Source organism: Streptomyces violascens, from assembly GCF_014649955.1.
Taxonomy (GTDB): Bacteria; Actinomycetota; Actinomycetes; order Streptomycetales; family Streptomycetaceae; genus Streptomyces; species Streptomyces violascens.
The window spans coordinates 1-21880 of sequence record NZ_BMUA01000045.1 but is presented as its reverse complement, the minus strand read 5'-3'; the positions used below and the strand labels follow the sequence as shown (position 1 = coordinate 21880).

Annotated in this window: 19 protein-coding genes and 1 pseudogene; 13 read left to right on the top strand and 7 right to left on the bottom strand. The window is 67.3% G+C overall.

The window, feature by feature from the left end:
• Positions 1-117: 117 nt before the first annotated feature.
• The 5 genes and pseudogenes from IE206_RS42995 to IE206_RS39870 all read left to right on the top strand — a co-directional run.
• Positions 118-1656 (top strand): annotated as a pseudogene (locus tag IE206_RS42995) (ISL3 family transposase); the annotation flags it as partial.
• Between the two features lie 436 nt (positions 1657-2092).
• Positions 2093-3244 carry a hydroxymethylglutaryl-CoA lyase-like TIM-barrel protein gene (locus tag IE206_RS39885; protein WP_189971258.1) on the top strand — a complete coding sequence of 384 codons (1152 nt, stop codon included), beginning with the start codon at positions 2093-2095 and terminating at the stop codon, positions 3242-3244.
• Positions 3241-3912 (top strand): hypothetical protein, encoded by a 672-nt coding sequence (locus IE206_RS39880; protein ID WP_189971256.1) that lies wholly within the window; start codon positions 3241-3243, stop codon positions 3910-3912. Before IE206_RS39885 ends, IE206_RS39880 begins: the two co-directional genes overlap by 4 nt.
• Positions 3913-4785: 873 nt before the next feature.
• Positions 4786-5217 carry a Ser-Thr-rich GPI-anchored membrane family protein gene (locus tag IE206_RS39875; RefSeq protein ID WP_189971254.1) on the top strand — a complete coding sequence of 144 codons (432 nt, stop codon included), beginning with the start codon at positions 4786-4788 and terminating at the stop codon, positions 5215-5217.
• 422 nt (positions 5218-5639) lie between these two features.
• Entirely contained in the window at positions 5640-7496 is a 1857-nt protein-coding gene (locus tag IE206_RS39870; RefSeq protein ID WP_189971252.1) for a hypothetical protein, read from the top strand.
• Between the two features lie 436 nt (positions 7497-7932).
• Here the strand turns inward: IE206_RS39870 and IE206_RS39865 are convergent, their stop codons facing one another.
• The 4 genes from IE206_RS39865 to IE206_RS43775 form a co-directional block, all read right to left on the bottom strand.
• On the bottom strand, positions 7933-8226 hold the full coding sequence (locus IE206_RS39865; protein ID WP_189971250.1) for a hypothetical protein: 294 nt from the start codon (positions 8224-8226) through the stop codon (positions 7933-7935).
• Positions 8227-9141: 915 nt separating this feature from the next.
• Positions 9142-9984, bottom strand: coding sequence for a tetratricopeptide repeat protein (locus IE206_RS39860; RefSeq protein ID WP_189971248.1), 843 nt, complete (start codon positions 9982-9984; stop codon positions 9142-9144).
• A gap of 789 nt (positions 9985-10773) precedes the next feature.
• On the bottom strand, positions 10774-11097 hold the full coding sequence (locus IE206_RS39855) for a pentapeptide repeat-containing protein (RefSeq protein WP_373301062.1): 324 nt from the start codon (positions 11095-11097) through the stop codon (positions 10774-10776).
• Positions 11022-11204: a pentapeptide repeat-containing protein gene (locus IE206_RS43775; RefSeq protein ID WP_189971292.1), complete on the bottom strand. Its 183-nt coding sequence runs from the start codon at positions 11202-11204 to the stop codon at positions 11022-11024. The genes IE206_RS39855 and IE206_RS43775 overlap by 76 nt, the downstream gene beginning before the upstream one ends.
• A gap of 276 nt (positions 11205-11480) precedes the next feature.
• Between IE206_RS43775 and ettA the strand changes: the two genes are divergently transcribed.
• On the top strand, positions 11481-13145 hold the full coding sequence (gene ettA / locus IE206_RS39845) for an energy-dependent translational throttle protein EttA (protein ID WP_189971246.1): 1665 nt from the start codon (positions 11481-11483) through the stop codon (positions 13143-13145).
• Between the two features lie 353 nt (positions 13146-13498).
• Here the strand turns inward: ettA and IE206_RS39840 are convergent, their stop codons facing one another.
• The 3 genes from IE206_RS39840 to uppS form a co-directional block, all read right to left on the bottom strand.
• Positions 13499-14200, bottom strand: coding sequence for a hypothetical protein (locus tag IE206_RS39840; protein ID WP_189971244.1), 702 nt, complete (start codon positions 14198-14200; stop codon positions 13499-13501).
• A gap of 85 nt (positions 14201-14285) precedes the next feature.
• Positions 14286-14837, bottom strand: a complete 552-nt coding sequence (locus IE206_RS39835; RefSeq protein ID WP_189971242.1) for an SMI1/KNR4 family protein — start codon at positions 14835-14837, stop codon at positions 14286-14288.
• A 137-nt stretch (positions 14838-14974) separates the two neighbouring features.
• Positions 14975-15751, bottom strand: coding sequence for a polyprenyl diphosphate synthase (uppS, locus tag IE206_RS39830; protein WP_189971240.1), 777 nt, complete (start codon positions 15749-15751; stop codon positions 14975-14977).
• A 235-nt stretch (positions 15752-15986) separates the two neighbouring features.
• Between uppS and IE206_RS39825 the strand changes: the two genes are divergently transcribed.
• The 7 genes from IE206_RS39825 to IE206_RS39795 all read left to right on the top strand — a co-directional run bounded on the left by IE206_RS39825 (position 15987) and on the right by IE206_RS39795 (position 21550).
• Positions 15987-17024, top strand: coding sequence for a methyltransferase domain-containing protein (locus IE206_RS39825; protein WP_189971238.1), 1038 nt, complete (start codon positions 15987-15989; stop codon positions 17022-17024).
• A gap of 69 nt (positions 17025-17093) precedes the next feature.
• Positions 17094-17420, top strand: a complete 327-nt coding sequence (locus IE206_RS42990) for a transposase (protein ID WP_229853373.1) — start codon at positions 17094-17096, stop codon at positions 17418-17420.
• Complete coding sequence (locus IE206_RS39815) at positions 17417-18073, top strand: hypothetical protein (RefSeq protein WP_189971236.1); 657 nt, start codon at positions 17417-17419, stop codon at positions 18071-18073. The genes IE206_RS42990 and IE206_RS39815 overlap by 4 nt, the downstream gene beginning before the upstream one ends.
• 393 nt (positions 18074-18466) lie before the next feature.
• Complete coding sequence (locus IE206_RS39810) at positions 18467-19525, top strand: hypothetical protein (RefSeq protein ID WP_189971234.1); 1059 nt, start codon at positions 18467-18469, stop codon at positions 19523-19525.
• 385 nt (positions 19526-19910) lie between these two features.
• Positions 19911-20438, top strand: a complete 528-nt coding sequence (locus IE206_RS39805; RefSeq protein ID WP_189971232.1) for a hypothetical protein — start codon at positions 19911-19913, stop codon at positions 20436-20438.
• Positions 20439-20861: 423 nt separating this feature from the next.
• The gene (locus IE206_RS39800; RefSeq protein ID WP_189971230.1) at positions 20862-21104 is read left to right on the top strand and encodes a hypothetical protein; all 243 of its coding nucleotides are present in this window, start codon (positions 20862-20864) and stop codon (positions 21102-21104) included.
• Positions 21105-21154: 50 nt separating this feature from the next.
• Positions 21155-21550: a hypothetical protein gene (locus IE206_RS39795; protein WP_229853372.1), complete on the top strand. Its 396-nt coding sequence runs from the start codon at positions 21155-21157 to the stop codon at positions 21548-21550.
• Positions 21551-21880: the final 330 nt, after the last annotated feature.

Below are 21880 nucleotides of genomic sequence, written 5' to 3'. Positions count from 1 at the left end.
GTTCCCGGCTTGTGGGCGGTCAAGATTTTGGCTCTGACCGCGATTGCGTGAATCCCCAGGCCAGCGGCGGGAACGGAAGATCGTTTCTTCGGGGTCCTATGCTCCGTGGCGATCAAGATGGTCGAGGATGTGCTGTTTCCCGGGATCGGTGTGCGGATCGAGCGGGTCAGCCCCGCTCCTGACGGGCTCGTGGTGGAGGCGGTCTCTACGAGCCGGCCGGGCCGGTGCCCGGACTGCCGACGCCGGGCCAGCCGGGTGCACAGTTCGTACCAACGCAGGCTCTCTGAACGGCCGGTAGAGTCTCAGCGCGTTGTGGTCCGGCTCCGGGTCCGGAGGTACTTCTGCGACCGGAGGAACTGTTCACGGAAGACGTTCGCCGAGCAGATCGAGGGCCTGACCGAGCGATACCGCCGTTCCAGCGTCGGGCTGAAGACGTGGCTGCGGACGATCGCGTCCGAGCTCGGCAGCCGCGCGGGCGAACGGCTCTGCCGGCGGTTACGGCTGGCGGCGGGCCGGACCCGGCTGCTGGGCCTGCTGGAGGCGCCGGAGGTTCCGCGGCGGTCGCCGCGGGTGCTGGGCGTCGATGAGTTCGCCTTCCGCAAGGGCTGCACCTACGGCACTATCCTGGTGGACGTCGAAGCCGGAACCGTCGTGGACGTGCTGCCCGACCGAACGTCGGAGACGTTCGCCGCCTGGCTGCGGGAACATCCCGGTGCCGAGATCATCTGCCGGGACCGGGCCTCTGCCTACACCCGCGCGGTCAGGGAAGCCGCCCCCGGCGCCCTGGAGGTCGCCGACCGGTGGCACTTGCTCCAGAATCTGTCGGCGGCAGTGGAGAAGACATGCCATCAGCACCGCCTCTGCCTGCGCAAACGCGCGGACGAAGAGCCTGGGGAGAAGCCCCCGGAGCCCAAGCCGGTCAACCTCCCGCCGCCCGGGCTGCCGAGTACGCAGATGATCGAGCGGACCCGGCACCGCTACACGGACATCCACCGGCTCGTGGACGCCGGCTGGACCATCAGTGCGATCGCCCGGCGCCTGAACCTGGACCGCAAGACGGTCCGTCGCTTCCGCGACACCGACCTCGACGAGCTCCTCGCCTCCGCCCATCACCGGCGTCCGACGGGGGTGCTGGAGCCGTTCAAGGCCTATCTCAATGCCCGGTTCCTCAACACATCCGGGCAGGTCAGCGGCACCCGACTCTTCCTGGAGATCCGCGAACGCGGCTACCAGGGAAGCCGCGTTGTGGTCCGCCGGCACCTCGCCGCTCTGCGGGAGGGCACCGCCGAACCCGTCCGGGCGGACATCCCCAGCCCCCGCAAGATCACCTCGTGGATCATGCGGCCCCGCGAGACCCTCACCGAGAGCCAGGAGGAACGACTGCTTCAAGTCCGGCTCGCCTGCCCCGACATCGCCCGGGCCTGCGACCTCGGCCGCACCTTCTCCGACCTCGTCCGCCACAAGCGCGGACACCTGCTCACGCAGTGGATCCGCCAGGCCGAACAAGACGCCCCCAAACCCATGAGCGGCTTCGCTGGCTTCCTCCGCCGAGACCTCGACGCCGTCACCGCCGGACTCACCCTGCCCTGGAGCTCGGGCGTCGTCGAAGGCCACGTGAACCGGGTCAAAACACTCAAGAGAGCAATGTATGGCCGGGCCTCCTTCGAACCCGGATCCTCACCCGACCATGACCTTCACGCAATCGCGGTCAGAGCCAAAATAGCGGATCCCCATCAACGAACGGACCGGGCGGCCCGGTGTGTGGCAGGCCAACTGCACGACGCCGCAGGCGGGTTGTCATGGCCGATGAGCAAGTGGCCGACGATGTACTCGAACAAGCCGAGACCTCGGGTTTCCCGGTCTCCGGCGGGTGTTGCAGTCTGCGGTGGCGCGTTGCGACCGTCGGGTCGAGCGCAACTAGAGTGCGAAGTCGACTTCCCTCGCAGCTGCGGAGGGCGTGGGCATCGGCCGCTGGGCCGGGTGAAGATCGGGGTGTGCGGTGGGCGGCGACGTGGTGCGGGAGTCCGCTTTGGCGGGGCGAGTGGTGCTGTGGGAGGAGTCGGCCCGGGATGGCGCGCAGGCCAAGACGTTGATGGGCGCGGATTTCCGGGTGCGGTTGGCGCGGGAGCAGGGCCGGATCTTCGGCGTGGACGGGCCGCGGCACGTGGTGTTCGCGGCGGGTTTCCCGGCGGTGTGCGGGGAGGAGTTCGAGGCGGTTCGGAGAGTCGCGGTGGAGGCCGAGGGCGCGGTGAGCGTCGCGGCGGTGTGCCGGGGGAGGGCGGCGGACGTGCGGCAGGCCGTCGCTTCGGTCAAGGAGACCGCGCACGCCCGGATCATGGTCGTCGTTCCCGCGTCGGATCCGATGGCCCAGGTGATGTCCCATCGCACGGCGCGTGAGGCGCTGCAGGAGGGCGTCGCGCTCGTCAAGGAAGCCCGAGGGCTGGATGACGGGGTGGCGGTGGACGTCTGCCTGGCGGACGCATCCCGCGCCGACCACGCTCTTGTGGCCGAGTACGCAACGGAGCTGACCACAGCTGGCGCGGGAACCGTGATCCTGGCCGACACCGTCGGGGACCAACTGCCCAGCGATGCCGCGCAGATGTTCACCGCGGTGCGAGCCGCGGCCGGCGATGACGTGGTGCTTGCCTCCCATCTGCACAACGACCTCGGCCTGGGCCTGGCCAACACGCTTCAGGCCCTGCGAGCGGGGGTGCGGGTCGTCTCCAGTTCCTGGCTGGGCATCGCGGAGCGCAGTGGCATGGTGGCGACCGAGCAACTGCTGTTCCTGCTGGCCCACCGGCCCGAGCGCAGCACTCACATCCTTGGCACGGACACCAGTGCGTGGTGGACGGTTCCGGACCTCACCCGGTTGCCGGTCATCGCAGGAATGGTCTCCGAGGAGACAGGCGTGCCGCTGAGCGTGACGACGCCGATCGTCGGTACCGGGGTCGGCACGATCTCCACCGGCACCCCGTTCGTCCACCCGCAGCTCTTTCAGCCGTTCGACCCTCAGGAACTCCTCGGGATCACCCCGAGTGTGGTGCTCACCCACCTGGCCAGTGCCCGGGTGATCAAGGCGGTGGCCACCAGACTCGGCCACGACCTGGACGACGCAGAGGCGCACGCCGCGATGGGCTGGGCGAAGACTCATGCCTACCGCACTGGTCAAGCGGTGGTCGACGACCTGGTATTCGCCGGCTACCTCGACGGGCTGCGTACCACGAGGACGGGCGATCAGCGATGAACCCCGACGTCGGCACCGTTGACAGCGACGGAGCGCGCAGGGCACTGAGCCGAGGTGCGGCGGTGGTCCTGCCGAACCCCGCGCCCCTGACGTACACCGTGGCCGCGACCGGCCCGCGGGCCGTCAACACAGCCAAGGCAAGGCCCGCCGAACAGGCCGTCGCACTCTGGGCCCACGACCCCGGCACCCTCACGGCGCTCGATGACTTCCTCGATCTCGATGCGGCCTCAACCTCCCTGGCCCGCCGGCTGCTCATCGAGGAGCGAGTGACTTTGCTGGTCCCGATTCGCCCTGGCACGTCCCTTCCGTCCTGGCTGTCACCCGCCAGCCAGGACGGCTGGACCTTGCTGTTCGGCGCCCGTTGGACACCTCTCCTGCCCGTACTCGCCGACCCGATCCTCTACGTCAGCAGTGCCAACCGCACCGGCCGACCACCCGCCGCGACGGCTGCCGAAGCCATCGCGATGTTTCCCCCGGCCGTGGCCGTCCTCGGATCCGCCTCGCTCACCGGCGCCGACCGCTACCCCTGCGAGCCATCCCGCGCAGCAACCACCACGCTGCGCCTGCACCCGGACGGACAACTCGACCTTCACCGCCACGGAGCCCAAGACCACCCCTACCCGAACGCCGATCAGTACCTCGACCGGCTCCGCGCCACACACACCTGAGCGGAAACGGGTGGCCGGTCGTCGGACGACGGCGGGCCGGCCGTGGGCGAGCTCCGGCCAGGCCGGTCCCGCTGCCGGCCGACGGCGCCGTCGACGGCGTGGATTGGTGGCGGATCCGGTGGAGTGGGCGTGGGAGCCGGCCGCTGGTGCGGCGGCGTCGGTGAAGCCTGGGCGAGGGAGGGTGGTCAGCGCTCGAGGAGGTGGAGCTTGTCCAAGACGGCCTTCCCTCTTCCGCTTCCGCAAGGAGAGCCACTGGCCGGGGCGATGCCCGGCCAACCCCGCGACAGCTGCGCGTTGAACTCGACGAACTGCTGTTGGCGTGAGGGGACGTCGTCCTCCGCGTGCAAGGCCCGGCGTTGAGGCGGCGGGTGGCGGGACCTCAGATCACCCCACGTCAACCAAGCTATGCGCGCCGCAACGAAGTTGAACAGCTGATCAACAAATTGGAGTGCACCGGGCCGCGGCGATGAGTTTCGACACGCGGCTTTCGTCTACCACGGCGCGGTCACCCTCACCGCGAAACGGCTGTGGATTGAGTAGCTGACCTGGCCTGTACGGGTGCCTAAAGCCGGCCGAGGCCACCACCATCGATGCCGCCAGTCGCCGATTCTGGATCGAAGGTGCCCGCATCGTCGACCATGAAGGCGTCTCCGCTGACGAGAGGGTGCTTGAGCAGACTCTGGCATGGCCCGGAGATCCTGACTACTCCCTTGAGAGGGGTGCTCGCGGTGCTTTCGCAGGACGGTCTGTCGGAGGGCCTGGAGCGGGCCTGATGGGTTGGTGACTGCCCGGGGCAGGGGCGTCGTCGACAGAGGTGTGCCGTCACTCGGTCGGGGGATCGACACGGCGATGTGACGGCAGGACGATCCGCAAGTGGCCACTGCGTACCCGGAAGCCCTGCGCCGTCAACGGCTCATCAGGTCCCCTTCGTTGTACCTGATCGTTGCGCTCGCGCTGGCCGTCACCAGCCTGATCGGACCAGAGGTTCCTACAAGTTGGGCAGCAACAACATTCACCCGACCCACGGGAACCACGGTATGGAAAGCAGGCGCTGCCGTGAGGGTCGAATGGAAGGGTGCCTCCTCCATACACCCCTATACGCTGCGGCTGCTTCGCCAAGGCAGGTTCGTCCAGGACATTGGCACCCACATCGACGGCCGACGAAGCAGAGCTGAGTGGGCGATTCCCGACGGCATGCTGCCGAGCCGCGAGTACCAACTCGGCCTCTCCAGCGAAGCCGACGTTTCCTACAGCAGCAGGTTTGAGATCCAAGGCAACAAGGCCGCGCCTAGCCGTGCACTCTAGAACTCTCGTCAGATCGTCGGGGCCTGTCGAACCCTGCCCTCCCCGCCTGGGCTGGCTGCGGAGGTGGCTCGCGGAGCTGGATCGGCCTGGGCTTGGGCGGTGCACTCAGGCCAAATCCGCTGTCTGTTATCCGTGTGGTAGCCGACCAGGCGGCATACGAGCCAATTTAGCGGTCTGTAAACATCCTTGTACACCTTGTGTTGGCTCCGGAGGATGAATGAGCGTAAGCCGGGCACATTCCCGATCCCGGCTGCGCTGACCTGCTGGAGGGCAGAGCCATGTCGTCGTCAGCATCACGGGTACCCGTTTCGCGAAGCGAACGGTTGGAGCGGTTGCGCGCTCAGTTGCAGGGCCGGCCGGTCATCGCGGGGCGTGGCGCGCCTCGAAGGCGGCCGGGGCGGGCGGCGAATCTGCTGCTGGGAGTGCTCCTGCGGGGGGCGGCCCGGCTGGACGCGGGCTTAGAGCTGACCGATCTGGAGCGGCGGCTGGTGGACTGCGTGGCCCCGGTACTGGAGCCGGACGAGATCCTGGACTTCGGCCGGGTGTTCGCCCAGGAGTCCGAAGCCGGGCACACGCGGCAGGTGCTTCCCGAGGTCCTGACCGCACGCGGTATCACCGAGGGCTACTCGGAGGCGGACCTGAGCAAGGATCTGGCTGCTCTGGGCGACGAGGTCCGGGCCGAGGCGAACCTGAACGTGGTGGACGTCGATGGGGCGCGGCAGCCGGACGGCTCCTGGGACAGTGCGGAGTTCGTTGAGGCCATGGCCGATTACGGCTTCGCGGTCACGCTGATGGTCAGCTCCCGGCAGGAGCCGGCGCTCGCATCACAGCTGCCGCGGGTGAACGCGCGGCTGGACTTCGCCAGGTTCTACTGCGTGCGCGACACCCCGGAATCCACCAAGGACGAGATCTACTGGGCCTACGGCGCGGCCAACGACGCGGGTACCAAGCGGAAGAACGTCACCCGTGAATACGGCTCGGGGGTCAAGGGGAAGTGGTGGACCTTCGATTCCGGGACCACGTTGTTCGACGGGCAGGTCGGTACCTCGCTGCCGGTCCACATCGAATGCTGGGAGGCCGACGACAGCCCGAACTCCTGGTACAACAAGCTGCGCGAGGCGCTGGACACCGTCAACGAGAAGCTCGCCGAGATCGCTCTCCACTTCAGGGACAACCCGGCCTGGCACTGGGACGGCAGTGCCGGGGACATCCAGACCCACCTCTACTTCCTCACGGCCTTTGTCGCCGCGCTCATCGAGTGGTTCCGCAACGATGACGACTTGGTCCAGGCGCGGACGATTGTCTTCAGCCGGCCCGCCCTTGCCAATCTGGCCGCCCGGCCCGAGGGGACGGACTTCTGGAACTTCAACAGCAGCGAGGGGCACTTCCAGCTGTACATCAAGCTGTCGACCCCCAACGAACAGCGGCTGCGGCACACCGCGTCCTCCAATGGCACCAGCTGGAACGAGAGCACCATGATGGCCGCCGCCAACAGCCTCACCGGCCCGGCCCTGGCCGAGTACAGCGGGAAGCTGTACTGCGTCCACCGCGGCAGCACCAGCAACGAGAACCTGTACTGGACCCGCTTCGACGGCACCAGCTGGAACACCGACATCGGCCTCGGCGGCCATATGAGCGCCCACAGCCCGGCGCTGGCGGTCTACGGGAACAAGCTGTACTGCGTCCACCGCGGCTCCGGCGGCAACCAGGAGCTGTGGGTCACCTCCTTCGACGGCACCCGCTGGAGCTCCGACACCCGCCTCGGCGGCCATATGAGCGCCCACGGCCCGGCGCTGGCGGTCTACGGGAACAAGCTGTACTGCGTCCACCGCGGCGCCGCCGACACAGACCTGTGGGTCACGTTCTTCGACGGCACCCGCTGGAGCTCCGACACCCGCATCAGCGGCCAGAAGAGCACCCACGCTCCAGCGCTGGCCGTCTACAACGGCAAGCTCCACTGCGTCTACCGCGGCCTGAACACCGAGAACCTGTGGTGGTGCACCTTCGATGGCACCCGCTGGAGCGGAAGCACCCAAATCGGGACCTCCCTGAGTGCCGCCGCCCCCGCCCTGGCAGTGTTCAACAACAAGCTGTACTGCGTCCACCGCGGCAGCACCTCCAACAGCAACCCCAAGCTGTACGCGATCGCCTTCAACGGCACCAGCTGGGGCCAGGACAACGTCTTCGGCACCACCACCGGCACCACCACCGACGCCCCAGCGGCGGCCGGCTACCAGAACAAGCTCCACGTCGTCCACCGTGGTGGCGGACTGCTGTAATCCGCCGCCATCATGCTGACTCCGGCCCAGGCGGGGTGACCTACGCCTGGGCCGGGCCGATGGTGAAGCGTTCAGGGTGGGCGGCGCGCGTGTAGGCGACGGCAGTGTCGGCGCCGCCCTCGCTGCCCGCCCCGTTCTCAGGCGACCTGTCCAATACGAGCTGACGTACTGAACTACGGAACCAACAGGAGCCCCTCGGTTGCCGCTGTGCTGAGTGGTATCACCACGCCAACGACGAGGGGCCCTGCCATGTCACACCTCCGCTGACCACGGTGGCTTCCTCGACGTACCTCGCGGGCCCGGCCGGATCACGGCCGTGCAGGTGGGCGACTCGGATCCCCCACAACGGGGCAGTCTCCGGCACCAGTTGACGAGCGGCCATTGCGCCGGACCAGTTCAGCCTGCTGTAAAGCGCGCAGAACGCCCTCTCGGGGATTCAGCCGAGACCGAGGTGAGCACTCCACATCGAGGCAGCTCGGCTGGCCGCTTCGGCTATGAGGGCCGCGAGTTCGGGCCTGTCGGGCACCGGGAACGAGACGTAGGCGCCGCGACCGCCGCCAGTGGGTCGGCCATACGCCTTTGCCGCGAGATGCCCGTCCGCCAGAAGTCGGACATTGATCGTGGTGAGAGTGAACTCCTCACCACGCCGTGTGTCCGTCCAACGGAGAACCTCCGGGATCGAGACGTTGATGGCCAAGGCACTCACGTCAACGGTCACTTCGCTGCTCATGTCGGCATAATCCCACGGCGCCCCCTCCTCGCGCTTTCGCGAACGCGCGGACGTCCTGCTCCTCAGCCAGCGCGAGAACCTCGGCGGCGGCCAGGCACACCACGCCCTTCATACCGAGGCACAGCGCAGACTGGCAGCGGGAGTTGATCTCCGCCTGCCATACGCCTTCCGGCTCCGGGCCTGCCTGGCCAGACCGCTGCCCTGCAGCGGCCCTTCAAGTCCCCGGGCTGTAGGGGTGCGGTACGTGGCCTGAGGCAGCTGCCGCCGCCGATATCCTCCTGACCCCACGCCTTCAGCACCACCCGCCGGGACAAGGAGGTGCGCGCCGGTCACCGAGCCGTACAGAGCCACGTTGGGCCTTGTGGCGCGGGGGCCCGGGGTGCGGTGTTCCGTCACGTCGGCATAGGGCCGGTCGCCTGCTCCGGGGCGGGTGCAGCATGGCACGTACCAGGGGCGTGCAGCAGGGCGATCCGCGACGGTGGCCGACAACTTCCGTGCGTGCAGGCCTTGTTCGACGCGTTGTGATCCGTCGGGATAGCTCCCGGCGGCCCGTGTGGCGGACGGGTGTTCAGGCTGCAGGGTCGGCGATGAACACCAGCGCGCATCCCCGCGCGGCAAGGAGGAAGGACGGTTGCACGGAGCAGTGTGTGCGCTCGCCTGGCTGGGCGGGCAACCAGCCTCGACGGCCTGCCCGGCCACGAGGCTGCCGGATCGTCTGCTGGCTCTACTCGGCCCGGCAGCCTCACCCCGTGCCCGCGCGATGGTTCTTGCTGGGCAGACGTGGGCAGATGCCGGTGTTCACGTCTCGTGGGGGAGCATGAGGATCATGACGGGCTCGCCTGTCTTGGCCTCGGTGCAGGCGATGAGCCGGTCGGTGCCGGTGGATGACTGCCGCAGGAAAGTCTGTCGGCGTGGCTAGCCGGGGCTGTCGGTGGTTATACGGGCGAGCAGCTGGTGGGTCTGCTGGGTTCGACGGTGTCCGGGAGGCAGATACTTTTCGCAGTCCGCTAGTACCTGGCGGGCCTCTGCTTCGGCTTCTGCGCGGTGGCCCAGGCCGTGCAGAGCGGTGGCGGCGCCGAGCCCGATGGCGCCGGCGCCGCCCTGGCCATAGGCGGGGGCAGACTTGCGGGCCTCGGTGAGTGCTTCTTCATGGCGACCCTGGCCGTTGAGGCTGTGGACCAAGCCACAGCCCAGGGCCATGGCGGCCTCTCTCTCGGCACGGGGTAGGGCACCGCGGGCGACAGCCTCCGCCTCTTCGTAGCGGCCCTGGCCGTTGAGAGCGAGCACCAGGCAGTGCAGCGCGGCCAGTTCCACCTTTGCCGAGGGCCGTGTCATACGCGCCAAGGATTTGAGGACGTCCCGGCATTCGGTCTCGGCCTCGCCAGGCCGCTCAAGGTGGCACAGCGCCGCCGCACGGTTCACCCGGACTGCGAGCGACATCGCGTAATGAGGCATGCTGGGCGGTTCGGTCAACTCGGCCAACAGACCGTCCAGCTCGGACACGGCCTGCGCGGCGCGGCCCTGTGCGAGGACGGCACGCGCGGCGAGCATCGAGACAGTTGCGTTCGTCAGGTCACCCCGTCCAGGTGCGCGACCTGCTGCCTGCTGGAAGGTGCGCGCCTGTTCTTCGGCCTCCTCGGCACGGCCCGCACGCAGGAGTTCGCTGATGGCCCGCAACACCAGTGCCGAGGCCTGGGGGATCCCGACGATGGCCGGTACGGGCTTTTTGCGGGTCAGGAGGGTTCGTATGGACTTCACAGACCGGGAGACTACGGCGAGCAGCTCACCGCTGATCGCAGGGGTGTGGTTGCGCCCTCATCCCCGTCCCTGACGGCCCTGCTACCTGGTTCACCGGCTGGGAGGAGGCCGCCTGTCCCGCCCCTGAGACGTACACGCCCGCCCCTGGTCCGCTACGACGACTATGGCGCCAGCGGAGGCCTCCACATTCAGGTCGCCGAGTTCCTTCCGGGCGACATCCGCTGGGGGAGGCTCCGGCAGCTCCCGACCCCCGGGACCAGGTCCTGAAACGGGTCGAGAAGCTCACCGGCCTGGCATTAGAGCGGGGCGCGGATGTGAGTACGGCGCTCGCGGTCGCGAGGCCGTTCCTTGCCTGGGGTCGGCTTCCTTACTGATCACGGGGGTAGTTGATGTTCCGCTGGACGGACTGCTCCTCGACATCCATGGGTGGCAGGCCGAGGAACTCGACGACGGCGCCGCCCTGTTCACCGAACGGCCGCGGTGGGGCGCCGGCCCGTGCGCGAGGTAACCGGTCGGGGAGTCGTTTCCTGTGGCACCGACCCCGACCGGGAGGGCGGCGGGCGCCGTCGTGGGGCTCTGATCGATCTCGGCGGGTGTGTGAAGTTGTGGGTGGGTGTCTTGGTGGGGTGTTGGGGGAGTATTTGTCTGCCACCGGGGTTGGGCAGCTCGTTTCGGTTTGTTGATCTTGCGGGTGTCCGTTTGACGCGGTTTTGGTGGTGACCTGTCGTGTTGTTTCCGCTGGCAGGGGGATGCGGTTTCCTGAGCGTTGATAGCCGGTGGAGGCGCGGGTCAGCGTGGGCCTGGCTCGCCGTCGATGTGTGCCCGGGTGCAGTTGTTGATGTGGGCTTCCATTCTTTCCGTCTGGTGGGCGTCGCTGAGCTCGGTGCGGTCAGTGACCGAGGCGGTGAGTTGTTGTTCGACGTCGACGATGGTGATCTTCCCTCCGGTGGGGGTGTCCACGAGCCGTGCTTCGTGGAGGCTGGCGCGGTGGAGGTTCCCGCCGGTGAGGTGTGCGCCTCGGACGTCTGTCTTGTGCATTAGCGCGTCGCGTAGGTCGGCGCCGAGTGCGTCCGCGTCCTGCATGTCTGTCTCGGAGAGTTGGGTTTCGCGCAGGTTGAGTTGTTGGCGTGGATACGGCGCAGCGACGACCGGTAGAGGCTGCTGCCCGCGAGGTTGGCTCCGGAGAGCTCTGCGTCGTTGAGGTTGCATTCGACGAACAGTGCTCGTGGCCAAGTTCCGCCGCTGCCACGAACGACGGCGTGCCTGCGTGGAGTTCTTTCTTCAGGTCGCCACCGCCATCACCACGGTGCGCAGCCTCATCCGCTCTGGTACACCCACCGCTGGATCACCCGCCCCCGCCAGCCCGCGGATCCGATGACCGACTGGCGGACGCTGTTATACACGCGCTCCACGTGCGGATTTTGCGTTGTCCGTATGTCCAACTCCCTGTAGACAGGGACTGTTCTAACTCGCGTTTAAGGCTTGGGATATGGGATATGGCTGAGCTCATCTACAGTATGCGTAAGGCGCGCAAGGCGCACGGTGACAAGGTAATCCTTGACGACGTCACGCTCGGTATGTACCCAGGCGCGAAGATTGGCGTCGTCGGCCCGAACGGCGCCGGCAAGTCAACGGTACTGAAAATCATGGCGGGGCTGGAGCAGCCGTCGAACGGGGACGCGTTCCTGACGCCCGGCTACAGCGTCGGCATCCTGATGCAGGAACCCACGCTGAACGACGAGAAGACCGTCCTGGAGAACGTCCAGGAGGGTGTCGCCGAGATCTGGAACAAGGTCCAGCGTTACAACGCGATCGCCGAGCTGATGGCGACCGACGACTCGGACGCGCTCATGGACGAGATGGGCAAGTTACAGGAGGACCTCGATCACGCCAACGCGTGGGACCTCGACGCCCAGCTGGAGCAGGCCATGGACGCGCTCGGGTGCCCGCCCGGTGACTGGCCGGTGACCAACCTCTCGGGCGGTGAGAAGCGCCGCGTCGCGCTGTGCAAGCTGCTGCTGGAGGCCCCCGACCTGCTGCTCCTGGACGAGCCCACCAACCACCTCGACGCCGAGTCCGTGAACTGGCTGGAGCAGCACCTCGCCCAGTACGCGGGCACTGTCGTGGCCATCACCCACGACCGGTACTTCCTCGACAACGTCGCCGAGTGGATCCTCGAGCTCGACCGCGGGCGCGCGATCAGTTACGAAGGCAATTACTCCACGTACCTGGAGACCAAGGCCAGCCGCCTCAAGGTCGAGGGCCAGAAGGACGCCAAGCGGCAGAAGCGGCTCAAGGAAGAGCTGGAATGGGTGCGGTCCAACGCCAAGGGCCGGCAGGCCAAGTCCAAGGCGCGTCTGGCCCGCTACGAGGAGATGGTCGCCGAGGCCGACAAGATGCGGAAGCTGGACTTCGAGGAGATCCAGATCCCGCCGGGTCCGCGGCTTGGCAGCATCGTCATGGAGGTCAGCAACCTCAACAAGGCCTTCGGCGACAAGGTCCTCATCGATGACCTCAGCTTCACTCTGCCGCGCAACGGCATCGTCGGTGTCATCGGCCCGAACGGCGCCGGCAAGACCACCCTGTTCAAGATGCTCCAAGGGCTGGAGACACCCGACTCCGGGTCCATCAAGGTCGGAGACACCGTCAAGATCTCGTACGTCGACCAGAGCCGCGAGAACATCGACCCGAAGAAGACGCTCTGGGCCGTAGTGAGTGACGAGCTGGACTACATCAATGTGGGTCAGGTCGAGATGCCGTCGCGGGCTTACGCCTCCGCATTCGGCTTCAAGGGCCCCGACCAGCAGAAGCCCGCAGGCATCCTCTCCGGTGGTGAGCGCAACCGCCTCAACCTCGCACTCACCCTCAAGCAGGGCGGCAACCTGCTGCTCCTTGACGAGCCGACCAACGACCTGGACGTGGAGACCCTCAGCAGCTTGGAGAACGCGCTGCTGGAGTTCCCCGGCTGCGCCGTGGTCGTCTCCCACGACCGGTGGTTCCTGGACCGCGTCGCCACGCACATCCTCGCCTACGAGGGCGAGTCCAAGTGGTACTGGTTCGAGGGCAACTTCGAGTCGTACGAGAAGAACAAGGTCGAGCGGCTCGGCCCGGACGCCGCCCGCCCGCACCGCGCCACCTACAAGAAGCTCACTCGCGACTGAGACCCATCCTGCCCACAACAAGACTGGACGAGTCCGCCGGTAGGGCGGACTCGTCTGCCGAGTGGAGGCATCGGTGGCAGATGATGAGATGCCGGCCCCATCGCCCTGGTCCTTATCCGCCCTGACACCGAAACCGTCCTCACCGGCACACTCCACTGCGTCCGGACCCATACGGCGCCTGGATGACGCCGTACCGATTCCACACTCACGCTCTCGCCGGGTGCGACCTCTCGCCTGGCATCGACCTGGGTAGCTGAGCGACACGAAGCGGCCTCGGCCGTCCGGACCTCGATCCGGACGGCCGAGACCGAAGCCCGATCCACACGTGCCCGGGCTTCCGCGGGCCCTGATGGTTAGCTGTCTCTGACGTTGAGGTTGTCGTCGACGAGGAACTCCGGGTAGCTGAAGAGCTGACCAAGAGCGATGAATACCTCGCAGCGTTCTTCGCTGATCTCCACGAAGTATGCCTTCATGGCTCGCAAGAACAGGCGGTAGCCCAGGTCCGCGCAGGCTTCGTTGACGACCTGCTCCAGTGCTGGCACCAAACCGGGTACGGAGCCCTTGGAGGCTGCTAGTTCAAGATCTCCCGCAACGGAGCGGATCTGTTTCAGTACAGCTCTCCGGAGGGGGGCATCAGTCACCGGATGTGGCGGAGACGGAATGAACGCCGCATCAATTCGGCGGACACTCCTGGTCCATGTCTGTTCAATCTGGTGCATCCAGTCACGTCCGGTCAGGCGGTGCTCGGCGGGGTCGAAGTACGCCTGTGTGGTGCCGAGCCATACGGTGCGGATCGCCTCATCCGTCAGGGGGGAGGCCAGCACTCTCCTTACATCTTCGCCGATCTGCATGCCAGAGGTGCGGTTGGACTCGGTAATGGCCCGGTTTACGATGGCGATCTGCGTATCCACTGGACCGGTCCTGGGGACGAATCGGTCGTAGTCCGCTGTGGACAGCCATAGCGGATACTGGGATTTGGACGCCATCCAGCTCAGTCCGATATCCAGGATGAGTTCCTGGGAGCCTTCACTGTCGTCGTAGTCCTGTTCTGTCATCGGAGCTTTCCTCATGGAGAACAGGCGGCGTTCGCTGCTCCGCCCGTACTGGCGGTCAGTGCGGTCTGACCCGGCTGGGCCTGGCCTACTGCGGCAGGCCTGTGTGGGTATCGAGGCCCGCACGACGGCGGTCACGTGCCACGGACCAGTGCACGAAGCGCCAGTCGGCGGACCTAAGGTCAATGTTGATGGGGTAGGTGGGGAACTCGTCCAGAAGCAGTTTGCGGAGGAACTCGGTCATGCCGCACGCGTGGATCCTGAACTCCGCCGATCCTCGTTCCCAGACCAGGACAGGCCACGCTTCAGGATCCGCGTGAGTGGTCAACCAGCCCAGGATGTCTCCGCCGCCCGTGGCGCCCCAGGCGAGGATGTGGGAGGGGTCCACATTGAGTGCCTCCCGGCCACCCTCCATCTCCCAGGTGTAGCGCGCGGTCTCGGTCTCCTCCTCGAAGTCCGGGGAAAGGGGTTGGAGGATCTCGATGTCCCGGGTGAGGCTGCCGGCGCCGTAAACGGACATGAATGCCATGAAGTCGGGCGGGAAGCCGGATCCCCACTTCGCTTCGGCCGCGGCCCAGTCGACGTGCTCGTCGACGCCACAGTCTGTCGGCAGGACCTGCGACAACGCTGCTATCACCATGTCGTATCCCTCCCAGGCCAGAGCATGATCCTAGAGGCCTCCGGTACGGCCACCCGACGTAGGGACCGCCACCGCCACCGCCGTGTTCGACGGCGCGGCCCGGCCGTTTGACGGTTTGGCACCGTGAGGTGTCTGTCTCATGCGCCGTAGCGGCGTTGCCGGGCCGAATAGCTGCGCAGGGCCCGCAGAAAGTCGATCTCTCGGAAGGCTGGCCAGTAGGCCTCGCAGAAGTACAGCTCCGAGTAGGCGCTTTGCCACAGGAGGAAGTTCGACATGCGCTGTTCTCCGCTGGTGCGGATGACGAGGTCTGGGTCAGGTTGTCCTGCCGTGTAGAGGTGACGGGTGATGTCGTCCATCGTCAGGCGTGCTGCGAGGTCTTCGAGGGTGGTTCCGGCTGCTGCCTGTTCGTGGAGCAGTTCGCGCATGGCATCGATGACCTCCTGCCTCCCGCCGTAGCCGATGGCAAGAGTCACTTGTGATCCGGTGGTGCAGCCGCGGGTCGCCTCCACCGCTTCCTTGAGGGCGTGGGCCGTGGAGTCAGGCAGGGCGCCGAGGGTTCCTGCTGTGCGCACCTGCCAGCGGGCGTCAGGACCAGCGAGATGAACTGCCACCACCTGCTCAATCACCTGCATGAGAAAGGACACCTCGGTGTCGCCGCGGCGCTGCAGGTTCTCCGTGGAGCAGACGAAGACCGTCACGTGCTTGATGCCGGCCGTCTCGCACCAGGACAGCACGTTCTCCACGTGTTCGGCACCGTACCGATGGCCGATGCTTGGGTTGGCCATGCCCATCTGGCGGGCCCATCTGCGGTTTCCGTCCATGATCAGGCCGATGTGCTTGGGCAGCGGCCCCGCTGCGGTCTGCCGTCGCAGCCGACGGGCGTACAGGGCGTAGGGGAGATCGGCGATGCGCATCGTGAGGCCTTTCGCATGGTGTCCAGGGCAAAGACGGAAGTTCTTGGTGCGCTTCAGAGGCCGGTTCGTCGCGGTCTCCGGCGTCGTCCGTAGTACTAGCCCGGAGGAACCAGGCCGAGCACTCGTGCAGTCGGCGTCCGTCGTTTCACCACTACGGAATACTACGCAGCACGTACTACGCGCTGTGTAGCATCATAGGAACGCATTCCGGAGACCGACCACAGCTGGAGAAACCATGCGCACCAACGACGCCCAAATGCTCGTGCTGTGCGCACTGGCCGACGGGCCGCTGCACGGGTACGCCATCAACGCGGCCATCGAGCAGGTCTCCGGTCACCGCCTCGGGCCCGGGAGCCTCTATGGAGCCTTGGCCCGTCTGGAGGCGAAGCAACTGGTGAAACCTCTGGAGGAAAAGGGCCGCCAACGCCCGTTCTGCCTCACGCCCGCGGGGCGGGAGCTGCTTGAGCGTGAGGCGCACTCCATGGCCCGCCTGTCCGGGCGTGTATTTGAGAGCGCTGTTCCTGACGAGGTCAGCTACCTCGATCAACTGGCCGTGACGGACGCGGCGCGTTCTTACAAGAGCGTCATGCTCGACGCGCTGGATGCCCGGCCCGGTGAGACCGCACTCGATCTGGGCTGCGGACCGGGCACAGATCTCAGCATTCTCGCCAAGGCGGTCAGCCCTTCGGGCAGGGTGATCGGCATCGACTCCAGCCAGAAGATGGTTGAGCAAGCACGCAGGCGTACGGAAAATCTGCCCGGTGTCGAGGTAGACCTGGGCGACATCCACACGCTCCCGCTCAAAGACGGCAGCATCGACCGTGCCCGGACCGACCGCGTGCTCCAGCACGTGGCGGACCCGGCCCAGGCACTTGCAGAGGCCCGGCGTGTCCTGCGCCCAGGCGGCAGACTCGTCATGGGCGAACCCGATTGGGATTCGCTGACCATCGACTACCCCGACCTTGAAGTCTCGCGTGCCTACACCCGCCACGTGACGGACAGAATCGTACGCAACGGGGTCATTGGCCGTCAGCTGGCCCGGCTCGCGCTGGATGCGGGATTCACCGTGCCGACCGTCGTCCCGATCACCTCGGTCTTTCGTGAACTTCAGGCCGCAGACCAGGTCCTCGGCATTCAGCGCAATACCGAGCGCGCCGTGTCCGCGGGCTACCTGCCCACCCTGGCATCGCAGAGGTGGCTAGACCATCTCGCTACGGGACCCTTTTTCGCCGCAGTAACGCTGTACGTCGTAGTCGCAGAAGCCACCTCGTAGTCGCGGGTGCTGGCCGACCGCGGGTCTGCCGCACGATCGGGTGACATCTGAACTGGCTTGCTCTGTGGGGTGGGTGAGAAGGATGTCGCTGTGCCGAAGCCTTATCCGGAAGAGTTCCGCGAGGACGTCGTGCGTGTCGCGAGGAACCGCGGCGGCGTGACGGTCGAGCAGGTGGCCAAGGACTTCGGCGTCCATCCGATGACGCTGTGGGAATGGCTGCGCCGCGCGGACATCGATGACGGATCCAGGCCCGGAACGTCCAGCCAGGAGAGCGCGGAACTGCGGGAAGCTCGTCGGCGGATCAAGCTGCTGGAGCAGGAGAACGAGGTTCTGCGCCGGGCGGCAGCCTATCTGTCGCAGGCGCATCTGCCGGGAAAAGGAGCTACCCGCTCGTGAAGGAGCTGGCCGTGGACGGGGTGCCCGTTACGGTGACGTGCCGGGTGCTCAAGCTCGCCAGACAGCCCTACTACCGCTGGCTCGGCAGGCCGGTTGCCGACGCCGTGCTGGAGGAGGCATACCGCGCGAATGCGCTGTTCGACGCCCACTGCGACCACCCGGAGTTCGGCTACCGGTTCCTTGCCGATGAAGCGCGTGGTGCCGGGGCCGGGATGGCGGACCGGACCGCGTGGCGGATCTGCCGGGACAACCGCTGGTGGAGCGTGTTCGGCAAGAAACGTGGCCGGGGCAGGAAGGTCGGGCCGCCGGTGCACAACGATCTCGTGAGCCGCCACTTCACCGCGACCGGACAGAACCGGCTGTGGCTGGCCGACATCACCGAACATGCCACCAGCGAAGGCAAGTTGTATCTCTGCGCGATCAAGGATGTCTTCAGCAACCGGATCGTGGGCTACCAGGCTCGGGCCACGAACGGGGCGCAGGAGCGCGTGCGCCTGCTGTTCGTCGGCGGTGTGGCACGGGCGAGAGTGCCGAAGTGGTGCAGGAGGAGTTCGACCACCTCGCCGTCGAAGTCGAAGCGGGCAACGTCGACGGCCGCGCACCCCGCACAGTCCCGCTCCGGCCCGGGGCACGGCGCGCGCCGGTACGCGTAGCGCGGATACGCGCGCCGGGTCGGTTCGCTGTATGCCTGTGGGGTGACAAATCCTGTGGTGACCGGCGCGGGATTTGGCTTTGCCTGCGGGCTTTTGTCGCGCCCGTGGCCGTACGCCTGTCATCCCCGCCGTACCGGCTGATGCCGCCCGGTCGTTGAGTCCGGCGTGGCAGACGTTTGATACCCGCGCAGGCAGGCGTCGGCAGCTCAACCGTCCTGCTGTCCCGCGCAGTTGCGCGGGTGCGGTGGGCCGGTTGGCCGCCTTGCTCGGCCCGGTCTTGGTGCTTGTCCTCGGTACGGTGCTCGCGCTGCGGTGCTGACTTGCCGTCCGTCCGAGTGGGGGCCACGTCACCCAACACCGGTGGTGTCAGTGCCGGGTTCCATACTGACGGCCATGCAGATATCGGCGTACACACTCAAGCAGGCCTGGCACCAGGCGATCGCGGGCTCTGACGTGCTCGACGACGCGATGCTTCCGCCCATTGGCACCTCACCTGGCCAGTATGAACAGCGTGTGGGCAAGCCGCACGGTCCTCTCTTCCTCGTGCTGGACGACGACGGTACGGCGCGCGGCCACATCGGTCCCTACCGGGAGGTCTTCGCCACCCAGGACCTGGACCGGGTGCTGTACTTCGCCGCCGAGGACGCGGTCCGTAAACTCGCCGAGCACATCGCAGCCCGGTCCCCGGGCCTTGGCCCGGTGGCCAATCTCGTCGACGGGCAGGCCAAGTTGCTGGACCGGATCGACCCCGTCTGGGGCAGCAGATTCCGCAACGGCGGCATGGACGGTACGCAGCCCTCTCGGCCGTGCGGACGCGACCCGCTGGAGCGCCTCGCCTGGATCGCCGGCAGCTGGCGCGAGCAGGACCCCTACACCCACCTCGCCTTCTTCCGGGGCGAGAACATCGACGCCGAGCAGATCGCCCTGCTCCACGGAGCCGACCCTGCACAGATCGCCGCTGGTACCCGTGCTGTGGACCTGCCCGGCATGGATGGTGGGGCCTTCGGCGACTGGGACATCGTCTGGGAGACCTGCTGCTTCGGCCAGGCCGGCACCTGGGCGTTCCTTATGTACCACGAGATACCCGGCTCGGGGCCCGGCCTTGAGGCACTTGCCCGGCTCGGCGTCACCGAGACGGTGCACCTGAGCGCCACCTCCGCGAAGGCCATCTACACCTTCGACTACATGCGCGACGGCTGCCACATCGACGACGACTGGGGCACCCTGGAGCTGATCGGGTACGACCGCGGTCGTACCCCCTACTTCAGAGGCGGTCAGCTCGACTTCCTCAACCAGGCCATACGCCGCGCCGAACTGGATCACCCCGAACTCACCGGCGAGTTCGAGCTGTACTTCCACGCCCTGGACGACGCTTTCGACCTCCAACTGCCCCGACAGGACATTCAGGAGGGAACGGTCCGGGCCGCGCAGTGGGCACGCCGGAACAGTTGACAGTCCCATCGTCGGCCGTGCCGTCGACCGCGACCTCCTCCATAGGGGCGCGGGGGGACACGGAGGTGGCCCTCGCGGACGACGTACTGGCTACGCGTTCGCGGAAGTGGGCCGCGCCCCGGCCCGTCATTCCGTCGACCATGCCTGGTCGACCCCACGAACTGCTGAAGCGGGTCGTCGGCGGGCCTTCTGTGTCACCGGAGTCTGCTGCCTACCGGCCACCTCTGGCAGGCAGGGCATTCCCGCTTGGGCTGGGCCGGCTACGGGGAAGCGCGGGTCCTGATGCGGCTGGATGCGTTTGCTCTCCTGGTGTCCGGGGGGAGGTCTACGCTGAGCGCCACGGGCCCCCGCGGGCCCTGGAACGCCCGTTGGTGGGGAGGCAGTTGTGGCAGCGCCGCTGGACGCCGAGGACGGGCATCGCCCCGACTTTCCGCCGAAGACCCCGCCCCTGCCGAAGAGGCCGGTGGAACCCCCGCGGCCCGAAGGCGCGACGCCGGCCTCCGCTGTCGCGGTGCGGCCGCGCCTGGCGGCGCGGATTGCGAACCGGCGGGCGGCGAACTGGACGCTGGAGAACGCCCCCTGGACACCCGCGAAAGCAGCCCGGCACGTTGTGGGGAAGCTCGCCGAGTGGGGCTACCGCCTCGACGCCGGCAAGGAAGCGGGCATCACCGAGGTGACCGTCCTGCTGACCCGCGCCGCCCTCACCGACGGCGGCCGCCGCATCAGCCTTCACCTCGCCGATCAGGACCACCAGGCCCTGATCCTGCTCCTGTCCCACCAGAGTGGCCACGCCCCTGAAGACGAGGGCCTGCTGCGCGAGGTGACCGGTCGGGGAGTGGTTTCCTGTGGGACCGACACCGACCAGGAGGGCGGCGGCCGCCGGCGTTGGGCTCTGACCGATCTCGGCGGATGAGCGGTGTCATTTTGGTGACGCGGCTTGTGACAGGCCGGTGGGAGTCCCGGGGGCATCCATCAAGATCCATAGAGTCTACATGCTGCATCATTTCTGAGGCGGTCGTGCTGGCTCAAGCGGGCGGCAGGGCGTAAGCGGTTTGTTTCCGGCGGTGTCAGTGGTGGTGGTTACTGTCGCGGGGGACGGGGTCGGTTCCGGAGCATCTAGCACTGGAGACTCAACGGTTGAACCTCCCGGTTTGCGCGGGGGTGGTTACGGCCTAACCGGCGCCGGGGATAAAGGGCCCCGTGCGGGCTCGCCAGCCCGGCCCCGTCCCCCACCCCCGGCTTTGAGCCGCCCGGTACAGGTGCAGTACCTGTACCGGGCTATGGTCTGGCGGGTGTCGGCCATGAGGGTCCGGCCCGCCAAGGGGAGGGGTGCAGTATGGGATGGTTCAAGAACTGGGGACACCAGCAGATGAGGAAGGGTGCGATTGCCGCGCGGGAGCGGGGCGATGCCACCTATGTGCACACGCTGGCTGCTTCCGCTGAGCAGATTCAGCAGCGGTATATCACGGCGATCGAGTCCGAGGGCTGGAAGCTGACCAGCCGTCACGAGAATCCCGCTACCCCGCGTCAGCGCTGGACTCTCACCTTCGAACGCGCAGAGGTCACCAGCCCCTCGTAGCCAGTCGGTCGGCTGTGAATGTTCCCGTGTCCGTCGGTAGGGTGGAGGCCATGGCGGAGACGGGGGATGCGCGGCCGGCTGTGCGGCGGTCTGGCGAGTTGCGCAGTGTGAATGATCTGTTGGAGCAGGTGAGGGCGCGTCCGGGGGTCTGGGTGCGGCGGGGCTCGTTGCAGCATCTGGATTCCATGCTGGCGGGGTACCGGACGGCGTTGGAGGTTCATGGTGTCGATGAGGAGCTCGACGTCATGAGCGGTGCCGGTGGGCCTTTTGCCGAGTGGCTGTGGGGGCACTTGGGGATGGCGTTTCCCAGCGAGCTGGGCTGGGCGGTGGAGATCGAGCGTGCGGCAGGGACGGCCGGTAGGGATGCGATGGAGCTCTTCTTCGAGTTTCTGGATGAGTTCCGTGCTGAACGCGGCAAGTCCGCCGAGGGATTGACCGTGGGTTAGGTCCCGCGACCGGGGCTCTGGGCCCGAAGAGAAGACGCCCAGAGCCCCACTTCGTAGCCAGATGGGCCTGCGGAGCGGGCCAGGGCTTGGAGGCGGAGCCGGAAAGCCTGGGCGGGGGAGCGCAGCGAGCCCGCCCAGGCCGAGCAACGCGAGGCCAAGTCCCAAGCGAAGCGCGGGACTTCACGGCCCGAAGGGGCCAGCCGAGCAAAGCGAGGCAACTGCATTGCGCAGCAATGCAGTTCACCAGGGAGCGCAGCGAGCTGGTGACCGCCCCGCGGAGCGGGGCGGTTCCCTGCTCAGCGCGCAGCGCTGAGGGACCCGCTCCGCGGG